This window comes from Bosea sp. BIWAKO-01, assembly GCF_001748145.1.
Classification (GTDB): domain Bacteria; phylum Pseudomonadota; class Alphaproteobacteria; order Rhizobiales; family Beijerinckiaceae; genus Allobosea.
On record NZ_BCQA01000001.1, the window covers coordinates 2,360,413 to 2,375,000 of the forward strand.

16 protein-coding genes and 1 tRNA gene are annotated in these 14,588 nt (G+C 66.3%); 10 read left to right on the plus strand and 7 right to left on the minus strand.

The genetic code is table 11. From position 1 onward, the window contains the following. The first annotated feature begins 59 nt into the window (after window positions 1-59). From BIWAKO_RS10835 to BIWAKO_RS37320, 8 genes are all read left to right on the plus strand, one after another. Window positions 60-1,193, plus strand: coding sequence for a DSD1 family PLP-dependent enzyme (locus tag BIWAKO_RS10835; protein ID WP_069878697.1), 1,134 nt, complete (start codon window positions 60-62; stop codon window positions 1,191-1,193). A gap of 64 nt (window positions 1,194-1,257) precedes the next feature. Then, window positions 1,258-1,509 carry a hypothetical protein gene (locus tag BIWAKO_RS10840; protein ID WP_069878698.1) on the plus strand — a complete coding sequence of 84 codons (252 nt, stop codon included), beginning with the start codon at window positions 1,258-1,260 and terminating at the stop codon, window positions 1,507-1,509. A gap of 108 nt (window positions 1,510-1,617) precedes the next feature. Further along, complete coding sequence (locus tag BIWAKO_RS10845) at window positions 1,618-2,340, plus strand: molybdate ABC transporter substrate-binding protein (protein WP_201788615.1); 723 nt, start codon at window positions 1,618-1,620, stop codon at window positions 2,338-2,340. 107 nt (window positions 2,341-2,447) lie between these two features. Further along, complete coding sequence (locus tag BIWAKO_RS10850) at window positions 2,448-2,933, plus strand: SAM-dependent methyltransferase (protein ID WP_069878699.1); 486 nt, start codon at window positions 2,448-2,450, stop codon at window positions 2,931-2,933. Continuing rightward, window positions 2,920-3,954, plus strand: coding sequence for an iron ABC transporter substrate-binding protein (locus BIWAKO_RS10855; protein WP_069882361.1), 1,035 nt, complete (start codon window positions 2,920-2,922; stop codon window positions 3,952-3,954). The genes BIWAKO_RS10850 and BIWAKO_RS10855 overlap by 14 nt, the downstream gene beginning before the upstream one ends. A 3-nt stretch (window positions 3,955-3,957) precedes the next feature. Next, window positions 3,958-4,971: a FecCD family ABC transporter permease gene (locus tag BIWAKO_RS10860; protein WP_084651253.1), complete on the plus strand. Its 1,014-nt coding sequence runs from the start codon at window positions 3,958-3,960 to the stop codon at window positions 4,969-4,971. Beyond that, window positions 4,968-5,507 (plus strand): ABC transporter ATP-binding protein, encoded by a 540-nt coding sequence (locus BIWAKO_RS10865; protein WP_371331923.1) that lies wholly within the window; start codon window positions 4,968-4,970, stop codon window positions 5,505-5,507. The genes BIWAKO_RS10860 and BIWAKO_RS10865 overlap by 4 nt, the downstream gene beginning before the upstream one ends. 30 nt (window positions 5,508-5,537) lie before the next feature. Beyond that, window positions 5,538-5,735: an ATP-binding cassette domain-containing protein gene (locus BIWAKO_RS37320; RefSeq protein WP_371331924.1), complete on the plus strand. Its 198-nt coding sequence runs from the start codon at window positions 5,538-5,540 to the stop codon at window positions 5,733-5,735. Window positions 5,736-5,822: 87 nt separating this feature from the next. Here BIWAKO_RS37320 and BIWAKO_RS10870 read toward each other — a convergent pair whose 3' ends face one another. Then, window positions 5,823-6,305 (minus strand): Lrp/AsnC family transcriptional regulator, encoded by a 483-nt coding sequence (locus BIWAKO_RS10870; protein ID WP_043242082.1) that lies wholly within the window; start codon window positions 6,303-6,305, stop codon window positions 5,823-5,825. A 124-nt stretch (window positions 6,306-6,429) separates the two neighbouring features. On the opposite strand from BIWAKO_RS10870, the gene BIWAKO_RS10875 reads away from it, so the two are divergent. Continuing rightward, window positions 6,430-8,823 (plus strand): transketolase-like TK C-terminal-containing protein, encoded by a 2,394-nt coding sequence (locus tag BIWAKO_RS10875; RefSeq protein ID WP_069878700.1) that lies wholly within the window; start codon window positions 6,430-6,432, stop codon window positions 8,821-8,823. A gap of 61 nt (window positions 8,824-8,884) precedes the next feature. Here the strand turns inward: BIWAKO_RS10875 and BIWAKO_RS10880 are convergent, their stop codons facing one another. The 4 genes from BIWAKO_RS10880 to BIWAKO_RS10895 form a co-directional block, all read right to left on the minus strand. Continuing rightward, window positions 8,885-10,291 carry an MFS transporter gene (locus BIWAKO_RS10880; RefSeq protein ID WP_069878701.1) on the minus strand — a complete coding sequence of 469 codons (1,407 nt, stop codon included), beginning with the start codon at window positions 10,289-10,291 and terminating at the stop codon, window positions 8,885-8,887. Next, window positions 10,288-10,959 carry an LON peptidase substrate-binding domain-containing protein gene (locus tag BIWAKO_RS10885; RefSeq protein ID WP_069878702.1) on the minus strand — a complete coding sequence of 224 codons (672 nt, stop codon included), beginning with the start codon at window positions 10,957-10,959 and terminating at the stop codon, window positions 10,288-10,290. The genes BIWAKO_RS10880 and BIWAKO_RS10885 overlap by 4 nt, the downstream gene beginning before the upstream one ends. A 30-nt stretch (window positions 10,960-10,989) precedes the next feature. Next, window positions 10,990-11,889 carry a thioredoxin gene (gene trxA / locus BIWAKO_RS10890; protein ID WP_069878703.1) on the minus strand — a complete coding sequence of 300 codons (900 nt, stop codon included), beginning with the start codon at window positions 11,887-11,889 and terminating at the stop codon, window positions 10,990-10,992. A 115-nt stretch (window positions 11,890-12,004) separates the two neighbouring features. After that, window positions 12,005-12,529 (minus strand): prolyl-tRNA synthetase associated domain-containing protein, encoded by a 525-nt coding sequence (locus BIWAKO_RS10895; RefSeq protein WP_069878704.1) that lies wholly within the window; start codon window positions 12,527-12,529, stop codon window positions 12,005-12,007. A 194-nt stretch (window positions 12,530-12,723) separates the two neighbouring features. On the opposite strand from BIWAKO_RS10895, the gene BIWAKO_RS10900 reads away from it, so the two are divergent. Further along, window positions 12,724-12,798, plus strand: a tRNA-Gly gene (locus BIWAKO_RS10900). Between the two features lie 112 nt (window positions 12,799-12,910). Here BIWAKO_RS10900 and BIWAKO_RS10905 read toward each other — a convergent pair. Next, a complete protein-coding gene (locus BIWAKO_RS10905; protein WP_069882363.1) occupies window positions 12,911-13,366 on the minus strand; it encodes a DUF1810 domain-containing protein in 456 nt (151 codons plus the stop codon). 76 nt (window positions 13,367-13,442) lie between these two features. After that, window positions 13,443-14,561, minus strand: a complete 1,119-nt coding sequence (locus BIWAKO_RS10910) for an NAD(P)/FAD-dependent oxidoreductase (RefSeq protein WP_084651254.1) — start codon at window positions 14,559-14,561, stop codon at window positions 13,443-13,445. Between the last annotated feature and the right edge of the window lie 27 nt (window positions 14,562-14,588).

Genomic DNA, 14,588 nt, shown 5'->3' on the forward strand with positions numbered 1-14,588 from the left:
AAGAAGCTGGCGTCCCATAGCCACAGTGCTGCAACTGATTCAGGAGATAGCGTACACCCATGCCCGCGCCCCCGCCGGCCCAGATCGGCCAGAGCTTCGCCGAGATCGACACGCCAGCGCTCGTTCTCGATCTCGACGCCTTCGAGCGGAATCTCGTCGCCATGGCCGCCTATACGCAGGCCCATGGCGTACGTCTTCGTCCTCATGCCAAGACCCATAAAAGCCCGGACATCGCACTGCTTCAGATCGCCCATGGCGCCGTCGGACAGTGCTGCCAGAAGGTTTCCGAAGCCGAGGTTCTCGTCGCGGGCGGTGTCGGCGATGTTCTGGTCACCAACGAGATCGTCGGCCCGGCCAAGCTCGATCGGCTTGCCAAGCTGGCGCGCAACGCACGGATCGGCCTTTGCGTCGATCATCCCGAGGGCGTGCGCGAGGCGGCGGAGGCGGCGGCGCGGCACGACGTGATGCTCGATGTCATGGTCGAACTCGATATCGGCGGACGCCGCTGCGGCGTTGCAGTCGGCGAAGCCGTGCGGATCGCCGAGGCGGTCGCGCGTAGCAATTCTCTGCGTTTCACCGGTGTTCAGGCCTATCACGGTGCTGCCCAGCACATGCGCTCGATCGACGAGCGGCGCGAGGCGATCGAGCGCGCCGGGCTGCTTGCGCGGAACGCGGTCGAGCGTCTCGCCCAGGCGGGCCTCAATTGCGAGTATGTCAGCGGCGCCGGCACCGGTACCTATGAGCTCGAAAGCCAGTCCGGCATCTGGAACGAGATCCAGGCGGGCTCCTACATCTTCATGGATGCAGATTACGCCCGCAATCGACAGGCGGACGGCACTCCCTTCAGGGCCTTCGAGCACGCCCTCTTCGTCCTCGCCGGGGTGATGAGCAAGCCCGTTCCGGACCGTGCCATCGTCGATGCCGGGCACAAGGCGGCGGCGGTCGATTCCGGCATGCCCATGCCCTTCCAGCGCGACGGCGTCATTTATACCAAACCCTCTGACGAGCATGGCGTGCTCACCGGCGATCCGATCGCACTGCCGCATCGCGGCGATCGCATCCTGCTCATTCCGGGCCATTGCGACCCGACGGTGAACCTGCACGACTGGTATGTCGGCGTGCGCGGGCTGCACGGTCCGGATGCGCATGTCGAGACGCTTTGGCCAGTCGCGGGGCGCGGCGCACTGACCTGAGGACACAGGGACTGCGCATGACTGCGTCCGAAATTCGTTTCCCCGTTTTCGGACGCAGGCCCCGATGCTGGCTCAGTTCCTGCTGACCCTTGCGACCCCGGTCGGACGGTTGACGCGGCAGTTCGGCCTGTTGCGGGAGAGTACTGCGCTCTGGGAGCGCGGGCGACGCCAGCGCAAAGGCTGGGCACCGCACCATCGGCGCTGTCAGGCGGTTGTCGCGCAGATCGTCGGCGAGTTCGGAGGCCACCGCACGGCAATCGTGCTCGGCTCGGGATTGGTGCGCGATCGCGAGGCCAGATCGATGACGGCAGGCTAGCGTGAATCGGCTCATGAGCCCTGAATGGCAGAAGGCGATCGCCGCTTTGCAGGGGCGACCGGACGCAGCCCTTTGCATCCGATGCTATGCAGGCCGATGCATCAGCCTGTGCCCACTCTCATTGTCGCCGAGCGTCTGATGCCGCAGGGCGCGGTCTCTGCCGCTCAGGTACAGCAGCCGGCCCTGCTCCACGCTGCCGGGAGCTTGCGGGCAGCCTTGACCGAGGTGACGCAGGCATTTGAGACCGTGACCGGGCTCCGGGTCGAAGCTGTCTACGGCCCATCCGGACTGCTGCGCGAGCAGTTGGCCAAGGGCGAGGTCGCGGAGGTGTTTGCTTCCGCCAACATGGACCACCCGGCTGCACTGGCGGAAGCGGGCCTGGCCGGGCCGGTCGTGCTCTTTGCGCGCAACGAGCTCTGCGCCTTCGTTCGGCCGGGCGTGATGGTCACCGCCGAGACGGTGCTGGAACGCATGCTCGATCCATCCATTAGGCTCGGCACGTCGACGCCGAAGGCGGATCCCTCCGGCGATTACGCCTTCGAGGTCTTCGCGCGGGCCGAAGCCCTGAAGCCGGGCGCAAAGGCGGCGCTCGAGGCCAAGGCACTGCAGCTGACGGGCGGTCCGGGCAGCGTTGCGGCCCCCGACGGCGTCAATGCCTATGGCCACAAGCTCGCCAGTGGCGAGGCCGACATCTTCCTGGCCTATCGCACCAATGCCCAGCCACTCGCCCGGGAGCAGCCCGGCGTGACCTTGGTCCGGTTGCCGGCCGTGCTCGCGGTCGGGGCCGATTACGGGCTGACCGTGATGAGCAAGGCCTCGCCAAACGGCTAGCGGCTTGCCATGTTCATCCTGTCGCGGGCGGGGCAGGAGATTCTGGCGAAACACGGCTTTGCCGCGCCGGCGCTCCCACATGGCGGGTCGAAGTGACGGAGCTGGCAATGGATTGGCAGGCGACGCGACCGGGCGAGACCATCGCTGCCTTGCCCGATCGGCAGGACGCGCATCTCGTCTTCATCGGCCGCTTGCGCACGCCCTTCGCCTCACGCGATCAATGCCCGCGTCGTGGAGACCCGGAAGCGGGGCCTATCTGCCGTGTCGAGCTCGATGCGATCTGGTGGCCGGCGCTGGCCGGCGTCGAAACCTGCGCGTATCTCGACCTGCTGTACTGGATGAACCTGGCCCGAAGGGATCTGCTGACCCAGAGCCCGAAATCCAGCGGTCAGATTCTCGGCACTTTTGCGCTGCGTTCACCGGTCCGGCCCAATCCGATCGCCCTGTCGCGGGTCAAACTCATTGGGGTGGAGGAGGGCGCGCTGCGGGTGCGCGGGCTCGACTGCGTCGACGGCACGCCGCTTCTCGACATAAAACCGAACCGCTGCCCGCAATCGGGCGTCGGCACGGAGCATGATCATGCGCGGACCTGACCGTCGGACCGTTCTCGGCGGCCTTGCCGCGACGCTCGCCGCGCCGCGCATTGCGCGTGCCGCAACCGTGCGCGACGGCGCCGGGCGTGAGATGGCCATTCCGGCCCGGGTCGAGCGTGTCTTTCCCGCCGGGCCGCCGGCTGCGATCACGCTCTATACGCTGGCACCGGATCTGCTGCTCGGCTGGCCGCGCGCCAATCGTGCGGAGGAGCGCGAATTCCTGCTGCCTGGTGTCGGCGACAGGCCGGAAGTCGGTCGCATCACCGGGCGTGGCAACAGCGCCAATCTCGAGGCGGTGCTCGGTCTCAAGCCGGACCTGATCGTCGATGCCGGTTCGACGGGCAGGACCTATGTCGAGCTGGCAATGCGGGTGCAGGAACAGACCGGCATCCCCTATGCGCTGCTCGATGGTCGCTTCGAGCAGATTCCGGCGAGCTATCGCATCCTCGGTCAACTGACCGGGCGCAGCGAACGCGCCGAGACGCTGGCGCGCTGGTGCGAGACCGCGATGGCGACGATCAAGGGACGTATCGCGACCATTCCCGGGGAGAAGCGTCCCTCGGTCTATTACGCGCGCGGCCCGCGCGGGCTCGAGACTGGGCTCGGCGGCTCGATCAATGTCGAGACACTTTCCTTCCTCGGGGCGCGCAATGTCGCGGCCGAGACCCCGGGCAGCGGGCTTGCGAATGTCTCGCTCGAGCAGGTCCTGTCCTGGGATCCTGAGGTGATCGTCACCATCGATTCCGCCTTCGCCGATGGCGTCTCCAGCGATCCTGCCTGGGCGAATGTCCGGGCGGTGCGCGATCGCCGCGTGCATCTCTCCCCGAAGCTGCCCTTCGGCTGGGTCGATTTTCCGCCCTCGGTCAACCGGATGATCGGGCTGTGGTGGCTGGCGAAGCTGCTCTATCCCGCCCAGTTCCCCGAGGACATCCGCCCGCTCGCCCGCGAATTCCACACATTGTTCTATCAGGTGACGCCGACCGACGTGCAGCTCGACCGTGTCCTGGCCGGGCGAGGCTAGCCCTTGTCGCCATCCTTCGCGCGCGGAACTCTGTTCGCCTTCGGTTTGCTCGCGCTTGGCGTCGTGCTGGCCTTCGCGCTTGGGCGCTTCCCGGTCGGGCCTGGTGATCTGCTGCGCATCCTCTGGGCGGAGGTGAGTGGTCAGCCGTCGGGCCTGCCGCCGCAACTTGAAACGGTAATCTGGAATATCCGCGGCCCGCGCGTGATTGCGGCCATGCTCTGCGGGGCGGCGCTCGCCGTCGCCGGCACGGCCTTCCAGGGGCTGTTCCGCAACCCGCTGGTCTCGCCCGACATCCTCGGGGCTTCGTCTGGCGCGGCGCTCGGCGCGGTGGTCGGGATCTATTTCTCGCTCGGCATCGTCGGGATCCAGCTCGGAGCCTTCATCGGCGGGTTGATCGCGGTTGGCGCCGTCTATGTCGTCGGCTCGGCGATCCGGCGTGGCGATCCGGTGCTGGCCCTCGTCCTGACCGGCGTCGTCATCGGCTCGCTGCTCGGCGCCGGGATCGGCCTCGTGAAATACTGGGCCGATCCCTATAACCAGCTTCCGGCCATGACCTTCTGGCTGCTGGGCAGCCTTGCCGGGACCGCAAAGGCTGATCTCCTGCCGCTGCTCGGCCCGGTCGCTCTGGGCTCCGTGGTTCTGATTGCCTTGCGCTGGCGCATGAACGTGATGTCGCTGCCGGAGGAAGAGGCGCGGGCGCTCGGACTGAACACCGGCCCCTTGCGCGTTGCCATCGTCGCGGCCGCGACGATGGTCACGGCCGCGAGCGTCGCGGCGGCCGGGATCATCGGCTGGGTCGGTCTCGTCGTGCCGCATCTCGCGCGATTCCTCGTCGGGCCCGATTTCGGCAAGCTCGTGCCGACCGCCGCGATCCTCGGCGGCGGCTACCTCTTGATCATCGACACGCTGGCGCGAACGATCGGCCCGGTCGAGACGCCGCTCGGCATCCTCACCGCGGTGATCGGCACGCCCTTCTTCATCTGGCTGCTTGCGTCGGCGCGCGGAGGCTGGTCGTGAGCCTCAGTGCCGTCGATCTCGCCTATGGCTATCCTGAGCGCGAGATCGGCCGGGCGATCACGCTGGCCCTGCGGGCGGGCGAGGTTCTTGCTCTGCTCGGGCCGAATGGCAGCGGCAAGACGACCCTGCTGAAAACCCTGCTCGGCCTTTTGCCACCCTATGCCGGCGGGCTCACGCTTGATGAAAAGCCGCTTGCCGGCCTGACGGTCTCAGAGCGGGCGCGGGCGCTGGGATACGTGCCGCAGGCCCATGCCGGAACCTTCGCCTTCTCCGTCTTCGCTGTCGTCCTGATGGGGCGCACCGCGCATGGCGCGCTATTCGCCGCCCCCTCACGGCATGATCGCGAGGTGGCGATGGCGATGCTGGAGCGCCTCGGCATCGCGGGGTTGGCCGAGCGGCCCTACACGCAGATCTCGGGCGGCGAGCGCCAGCTCGCGCTGATCGCCCGCGCTCTGGCGCAGGAGCCGCGCTACGTCATTCTCGACGAGCCGACCGCAAGCCTCGATTTCGGCAACCAGGGCAAGGTGATGGCTTAGATCAGGCGCCTCGCGACTGAGGGACTGGGCGTGCTCTTCACCACGCACGACCCCAATCAGGCGCTGCGGCATGCCGACCGGGTCATGATGATTCGCGCGGGGCGCATGTTGGCGAGCGGCGTCGCGCAGGAATTGTTGACGCCGGCAAGCCTGATGGAGCTCTACGGCGTCGGGATCGAGACGGTGCGCGATGACGCGGGACGCGTGGCGTTCCTGCCGGGCGAATAGAGATGTCCGAGCGTGGGCTCGGGGAGAGCCAGAAGGACATCCAGAAGGGACATGATCAAGCGGCGGCGTAGCTGGTCGCTCGCCTGGCTATCCCCGCCCAAGCTCCACCGGCACCGAGAAGGAACGCTTGACCTGCCCGAGCGCGAAGCTCGATTCGATCGAGGCGACATTATCGAGCCGGGTCAGCTTGTCCTTCAGGAACCGTTCGTAGGCGGCGAGGTCGCTGACGATGATGCGGAGCAGATAGTCGCGCGGGCCGGTCATCAGGTAGCAGTCGGCCACCTCAGGCCAGCGCGTCACCGCTGCGGCGAAGCGGTCGAGCTCTTCCTCGCGCTGCCGCTCCAGCTTGATCGAGGCGAAGACCGAGACCGGCAGGCCGAGCTTGTCCTGGTTCACGACCGCGACATAACCCTCGATGATGCCGGCTTCTTCCAGCAGGCGAACCCGCCTTGCGCAGGGTGAGGGCGAAAGCCCGACTTTTTCGGCCAGGTCCTGATTGCTCATGCGTCCGTCGGCCTGGAGAGCCTGGACGATACGCCGGTCGATATCGTCGAGTTTGTAGTCTGGCATCTTGTCTCGCTTTCGTTCGCAGGATTAGCGGAAAGCGCTAAGATGGAAAGCATCGTCGGCGATCTTTGGCAAAAATCGCTGCCGGAAGCGTGCATGATGGCTTTGCCGCACCGAGAGAAGCCAAATGACCGATCCCCGTCTGCCGATTCTCGCCGAACTCGAGAAGAAGATTCTCTGGCTCGCATCCTGGACCATCCATAACGCCAACCACCTGCGCGATAACGGCGACGGGATGAAGGTGGGCGGGCATCAGGCTTCGTCCGCATCGCTGGCGACGATCATGACGGCGCTCTACATGGCGGCGCTGAAGCCGCAGGATCGGGTCGCGGTGAAGCCGCACGCTTCGCCGATCTTCCACGCCATCAACTATCTGATGGGGCTGCAGACACGCGAGAAGCTCGAGAATTTTCGCGGATACAAGGGAGCCCAGAGCTATCCCTCGCGCACCAAGGATATCGACGATGTCGATTTCTCGACCGGCTCGGTCGGCCTCGGCGTCGCGCAGACGCTCTTCTCCTCGCTGACCCAGGATTACGTGAAGGCCCATGGCTGGGGCACAAGCAGGCCGGATGGGCGCATGGTCTCGCTGATCGGCGATGCCGAACTCGACGAAGGCAATATCTTCGAGGCCCTGATGGAGGGCTGGAAGCACGGCGTCCGCAACACATGGTGGGTGATCGACTATAACCGCCAGTCACTCGATGCAGTGATCCGCGAGGGGCTCTACGACCGCTTCGAGACGATGTTCCGCAATTTCGGCTGGGATGTCGTGACGCTGAAATATGGCTCGCTGCAGCAGGCCGCCTTCAAGGAGAAGGGGGGCGAGCGGTTGAAGGCCTGGATCGATTCCTGCCCGAACCAGCTCTATTCGGCCCTGACCTTCCAGGGCGGTGCGGCCTGGCGCAAGCGCCTGATGGATGATCTCGGCGATCAGGGGCCCGTGACGACGCTGATCGAGAGCCGCTCCGACGCCGAGCTCTCGAAGCTGATGTGCAATCTCGGCGGCCACGATCTGCCCTCGCTGCTCGAAGCCTTCGAGGGCATCGATCACGACCGGCCGGTCTGTTTCCTCGCCTATACCGTCAAGGGCTTTGGCCTGCCGCTCGCCGGGCACAAGGACAATCACGCCGGGCTGATGACCAAGGAGCAGATGGAAGGCTTCAAGCAAGCCAACACGATCCGTCCCGGCCATGAGTGGGACCTGTTCGAAGGGTTGTCGCTGCCAGAAGCCGAGCTCCGCGGCTATCTCGACAAGGTGCCCTTCTTCTCCCAGGGGCGCCGTCGCTTCTCGGCGCCGTCGCTGCCCGTGCCTGCGAAACTCGAGGCCGGCATCCAGGCGACGATGTCGACGCAAATGGGCTTCGGCAAGGTGCTGGACGAGCTGGCGAAGCTCGGCGGCCCGTTGGCCGACCGTATCGTCACCACGGCGCCGGACGTCACCGTTTCGACCAATCTCGGTCCATGGGTGAACCGGCGCGGCCTGTTCGCCCGCGCCTCGATGGCCGATACCTTCAAGGACGAACGCATTCCCTCGATGCAGAAATGGGAATTTTCGCCGAAGGGCCAGCACATTGAGCTCGGCATTGCCGAGATGAACCTCTTCATCAATCTCTCGGCGCTTGGCCTGTCACATTCGATCTTCGGCGAGCGGCTGATCCCGATCGGCACGCTCTATGATCCCTTCATCTCGCGCGGGCTCGATGCGCTGAACTATGCCTGCTACCAGGATGCGCGCTTCATGGTGGTCGCGACGCCGTCTGGTGTGACGCTGGCGCCGGAGGGCGGCGCGCATCAGTCGATCGCGACGCCGCTGATCGGCATGAGCCAGGACGGGCTCTGCGCCTTCGAGCCGGCCTTTGTCGACGAACTCGCCGTGATGATGCGCTGGTCTTTCGAATACCTGCAGAAAGACGGCGAGGGCGATCCCGACGAGCGCACCTGGCTGCGCGACGAGACCGGCGGCTCGGTCTATCTCAGGCTCTCGACACGGCAGGTCGAGCAGCCGAAGCGGGCGATGACGGCCGATCTCGAGCGCGACATCATCGATGGCGCCTATTGGCTCAGGAAGCCCGGCCCGAACGCCTCAGTCGTCATCGCCTATACCGGTGCGGTTGCGCCGGAGGCGATCGAGGCTGTCGGGCTGCTCGGCGAAGACCGGCGCGATGTCGGCCTGCTCGCCATCACCTCGGCCGATCGGCTCAATGCCGGCTGGCAGGCGGCCGAGCGGGCGCGTCAGCGCGGCAATCATGGCGCGACCAGTCATATCGAGCGGCTGCTCGGCGAACTGTCACGCGATTGCGGTATCGTTTCGGTGCTCGACGGACACCCTGCGACACTGGCCTGGCTCGGCAGCGTGCACGGCCACAAGCAGAAGGCGCTCGGCGTCGAGCATTTCGGTCAGACCGGCACCATCGCCGACCTTTATCGGCATTTCGGGATCGATGCGAACGCGATCGTGCACGCGGCTCAGGCAGCCGCGCCGGGCCGCCCGGTTCGCTATCTGAAGGCGTTGCCATAAGCGAGAGGGCCCACCAGCCCCTCCTTGTGAGGAAAGGCGCGGTGGCGGAAGGTCCCGCGTCCTACCTGGCCAGCCCTTGTTTCACATTGACGCCGGCGAGCAGAGCGCCGCCCACAAGGAAGAACGCGATCAGCACCGCCAGCCCGGCCTGCTGGCTGGCAAAGACGGTGGTCGCCAGCGCCACGAAGGTCGGGCCCATGAACGAGGTCACCTTGCCCGATAGTGCGAAGAGGCCGAAGAACTCGCCATGCCGGCCCGCCGGTGCGAGACGGGCCATGAGACTGCGCGAAGAGGCCTGGAGCGGGCCGGCGACGAGGCCGATCAGCAGGCCAAGAGCGAGATAGATCCGCTCGGGCGCCGAAGCGAACAGCCCGTCGCCTGGCGCCGGAGGCGTGGCCGATACTACGAAGAAGATGCGGTCCGGCCCGAGCGAGAGGATGCCGAGGCAGGCGAAGAGCAGGCAGGCGATGGCGCCCAGCACCACGGGCTTGCCGCCGATGCGGTCATCGAGCTTGCCGCCGCACCAGGCGCCGAACGTCCCGGTGATGGTGAGCAGGATCCCGAAAATGCCGAGTTCGATGGTCTGCCAGCCGAAGACGCCGGCCGCATAGATGCCTCCGAAGGCGAAGAGCGCCACAAGCCCGTCCTGATAGATCATGTTGGCGAGCAGGAAGCGCCCAAGCGAGGGCAGGCGTGGCAGTTCGGCGATGGTCGCCTTCAGTCGCGAGAGGCCGCCCTGCGCCGCTTCCCTGAGGCGCATGCCGGTTCCCGGCGAGTCCGGTGTCAGCAGGAACATCGGTGTGACGAAGATGACGAACCAGAGCGCGGTGAGCGGCCCCGAGGCGCGGTCACCCTCGCGCGCGGCTGCGTCGAGGCCGAGGATCGGTACGAGGCCAGCCAGCGTCTTGCCGGTGAGGGGATCAGCGGCGAGCAGCGCCAGCGTGATCGCAAGCGAGATCAGACCGCCGAGGTAGCCGATGGCCCAACCCGTGCCGGAGAGCCAGCCGAGCCGCTCCGGCGGCACGAGCCGTGTCATCATCGCATTGTTGAAGATGGTGGCGAATTCGGCGCCGATCGTGGCGATGATGAAGCCGGCGAGTGCGATTGGAACGGCGGCGGGCGAGCCGGGCCTTGCGAACCAGAGCAGGGCCGAGCCGATGACGAGCAGCGCACCGAATGCGGCGATCCAGGGCTTGCGCGGGCCCGTGCGGTCAGCAATGCCGCCGATCAGAGGAGAGAGCAGGGCGATGCAGAGACCCGCGAAGCCCGTAGCATAGCCCCAGAGCGCCTGTCCCTCTGCCGCGTCCGCCGCGAGAGCGGAGGCGAAGAAGGGCGCGAAGACGAAGGTGGTGACCAGCGTAAAGAATGGCTGTGCCGCCCAGTCGAAGAACAGCCAGGCCGTGACGGCCCGGCGCGGCGGATAGGTGACGGGGGCGGTTGTCGCCGCAGGCGCGTGGGAAAGGTTCACTGCAGGGTCGTCTCTGGGGCGCCGCCACCGCGCGCCAGCTCGATCTCGGTGATCGCGACCAGGACATCGGCTCGGTTTTTCAGACTGGAGGCCTCGAGCAGCGCCTGTTTCTCGCGCGGACCGAAGGGGCACATCATCGAGAGCGCATTGACCAGCGCCTCGTTCGGCGCTTCGTTGATGCCCTTCCAATCGATCTTGAGATCATTGGCCTTGGCGAAGGAGCGAAGCGCCTTGAGCAGGCTGTTGCGGTCGACCTCGTCCTCTCCCGCGCGGGCGGTGAAATCGATGGCGTAGTCGTCATAGCTGACGCGGCACTGGCGATAGGCCGTCGTCACCGAGAGCTCCTCGACGATGCGGAAGCGCGCGATGCCGGTGAGCGTCAGGATATAGCGATCGTCGCCGGTCTCGGCGAACTGTGTGATCCGGCCGAGGCAGCCGACCTGCAACAGGCCGGGCGTGTCGGCCTGGCGGCCGCTTTCCGGCTCGGGCTGGATCATGCCGATGGTGCGATGGTCCCGCAGCGCATCGTCGATCATGGCGATGTAGCGCGGCTCGAAGATGTTAAGGGGCATCTGCCCGCGCGGCAGGAGGAGCGCACCGGCCAGCGGGAAGACCGGGATCACCAGCGGGCAGTCCTGGGCTCCGTTATAGACGGCATTCATGCCCATGGGCGTGTCGCTCCCTTCCATCGCGGCACCTTATGAAAACAGCAGCGTTGAGAGCTTGCGGCGGCCTGCAACGCTGGCGTCGTCCATGTGACCCCAGGCCTCGAAGAACTGCAGCAGCTGCTTGCGCGCGCCGTCGTCGTTCCAAGTCCGGTCAGCCTTGATGATGGCGACCAGCTGGTCGACGGCTTCTTCGCGCTTGTCATGGGCATTCAGCGCCAGCGCCAGGTCGAAGCGGGCCTGATGATCCCCGGGGTTGGCCGCAACCTTCGCTTCGAGTTCGGCGGTATCGCCGAGCGAAGCGGCCTGCTCGGCAAGCTCGATCGCGGCACGCACGGCAGCCAGCGCCGGATCGGACGCCTTCGCTTCGGGAGCGGTGGCCAGGATGCCCTTGGCGCCGTCGAGATCACCCATGTCGAGATGCAGGCGCGCCAGTCCGGCGAGCGCTGGGACATTGTCCGGCTCGAGCGCCAGCACATTGGCATAGAGTTCGCCCGCGCCGGCCGCATCGCCGGCCTCGAGCGCTTCCTGCGCGGCGGCGACCAGCTCTTCGGTCGCGCCCGGGCCCATCGGTCCAACGAGCTTCTCGATGAAGGCCTTGATCTGGCTTTCCGGCTGGGCGCCCATGAAACCGTCGATCGGCTGGCCGCGCTGGAAGGCGATGACGGCCGGGATCGACTGGATGCCGAGCTGGCCCGGGATCTGCGGGTGCTCGTCGATGTTCATCTTGACGAGCTTGACCTTGCCACCGGCAGCCTTGATCACCTTCTCGATGACCGGGGTCAGCTGCTTGCAGGGGCCGCACCATGGGGCCCAGAAATCGACCAGAACCGGCTGGTTCATCGATTCGGCGACGACATCCTGCCGGAAGCCCTGGGTCGTCGTATCCTTGATCAGGCCGGGTTGCTCGGCCGCATCGCTGTTGAGCAGCATGGGTCTTCCTTCATCTCGTCAACAAGATCGACCGCGGCCACGCTGGGCCGATCACGGTCGGGCATACGAAACCGGGCGCATGGCCATGGGCCGCGCGCCACATAGATGGGGAGGTTCAGTCGTTCTGTCCATCGACCGGTGCTGGCAAATCGACGATCAGCGGCTCGTGTCCGGTGCTGCGCAGGAAGCCCAGCATGTCGTCACGCGCGATGCGCAGCGTCGCGGTGTTGATCAGCGGATGGAAATTCATCGCCTCGCCGCTCATCAGATTGGCGTCGAGTACTATCGTCACATCACCGGCGCGATCATTGATCACGGCAAAGGCGGTGACCGAACCGGGCGTCACGCCGAGCTTCTCTTCCAACAGTTCGGCCGAGCCGAAGGAGAGCCGGCCGCTGGCTCCCAGCGTCTGATGCAGCCGTTTCAGATCGATTCGTGTGCTCTCCAGGGCCGAGACCAGGAAGAGCCGGCCCTTCTTGTCCTTCAGAAACAGGTTCTTGGTGTGGTGCCCATCGATCGTGCCGCGCAGGGACTTCGATTCGGCGACGGTGAAGACCGCCTCGTGATCGAGCCTGTGGAAAGGAATACCCTGCGTGGCCAGATGGGAGCAGAGCTCGTCGGGTGTCAGTGGCGCGGTCATCGTAACTCGTCGGAAACAAAGAGTTCTTGGCGTTGCCTAGCCCGCCGGACGGCATCACCGCAAGGGTGCCGTTCTGGGGCCGGCGGGGCGCCAATCAGGGCATCGGCGAAAAACTTTGCAACAAGGCGCTTGCGCTTCGCAGCGCTTTGGGCAATAAGCCCGCCACGCGCCGCTTGGCGCGCCAATGTCCGGATGCGGGTGTAGCTCAGGGGTAGAGCACAACCTTGCCAAGGTTGGGGTCGAGGGTTCGAATCCCTTCGCCCGCTCCAGACATTCTTCCCAACCAAGACTACCGCAGGCGCCGGGTTTCCCGGCGCTTTTTGCGTTTCGGACCCTGCGCCGAAGTCCGGCGCGGCGGGGCGCCGTGTGCGACCTCGCGACTTACGGCTCAGGTGGCCAATTTTCGGAACGGCTCCCGATCAGGTCGAGCGTGCGTTGATCCGGTTTGCCGTCGAAATAGCGCTGCAGGCCCTGCTGGAAGAGAGTGTCGCCGCTGCACGAGGCCAGCGCAAAGAGGGTCAAGCTCGAGCGCAGCTTCATGTCGTCGGGCGAGCCGAAGATGGCATGCGCCGATTGACCCTCGATTTCCAGGATAGCGGCGGTGCAGGCGACGAGGCGGGGGCCGAGAACGGGATGGGCGAGATAGGCACGCGCTTCCGCCAGGGAGGCCAGGCCGTAGCGTTCCGCTGTCGGCGAAAGGCCAAGGCCACGCAGCTGCGGGAAGACGAACCACATCCAGTGGGTCCGCTTCCGGCCTGCGCGGAGCTCGGCAAGCGCGGTTTCGAAGATCGGCTCCTGGGCGGTAACGAAGCGCTGAAGGTCGTGAACCTCCGTCACGGCTTGCCCTCCCGTCATTCGGCGCGGCAGGCGCCCGGATGAACGTCCTTCCGGAGGGCGGCCGCGGACTCCTATTCTATGTAAAGAAGCGCGCGGGACGGAAATCGGCAAGTTCCTGCCGCTCGACGCCAGTGAGGATCTCGTCCGCAGCCATGGCTCCGAGCGCCGGCGAGAGCGTCGCGCCGCTATGCGTCACCATCAGATAGTAGCCGTCGAGGCCGGGCACGGGTCCGATGGCCGACAGACCGTCCTTGGGGATGGGGCGCTGGGTGACGCGCGTGGCCTCCGGCTTGATCGGTGCAATGCCGGGAAGGACCCTGATCAGCCGCTCGATCACGATCGCAGCCTGTTCCATGCCGGGATGCTCGCTGACCTCGGGCGTCACCTGCGCGTCGGCCGCTCCCCAGTGCACCATCAACCGTCCCGCGCCATCCGGTCGGAAATCGCACAGCGGAGAGGAGACCACGCGCTGGATCGAAGCCGGCACGGGTGGCGTAAAGACCAGGAAGCCGACCGTGGGTTCCAGCGGGATATTGGGAGCGGACGTGCCGATCGTGTCATTGGACCAGCGGCCGGTGCAGTTCACGACCAGGTCCGCATGGAGCGTCTCGCCGCTCTCGCAGCGCACGCCCCTGACCTTGCCTCCTTCGACGAGAAGCGAATTCACCCGGGTCAGCGTCCTCAGATGCGCGCCAAGCCGGGATGCCGCGCGCATCATGGCGTGGGCGTAGACGACGGGATCGAGCCAGCCATCGTTCGGGTACCAGGCGATGGGTGCGTCACCGATCGCGGCAGGGTCGATGTCCGGTTCGAGTTCGAGCAGCTGCCTGCGGTCGATCCACTCGGCCGGGTAGCTCCAGTCCTGCAGACGCGAAACCCTGGTGCGCTGAGCGTCGCGCTCGGCCTCGGTTTTCCATTCGACGCGGCCGCCGCCATGCCACCAGGGCGTTGCGCCGAATTCGTCCTTCAATGCCGCGTGCGCTTTCATGCCGGCGACGTTCAGGTCGTGATAGCTGCGCGGCTCCTTGTTGCAGGAGTTGGTCCAGGCGAAGCTGATGCCGGACGTACCGCCGCCGACCCGCGTGGCCTCAAGCACGGTAACGCGGGCGCCCGCGAGGGCGAGGCGATAGGCGACGGAGGTTCCGAGGACTCCGGCGCCGACCACGATGATCTCAGGCATAGTATTCTCCGGCATGGTGTGAATCCGCTCGTGATCCGGTCC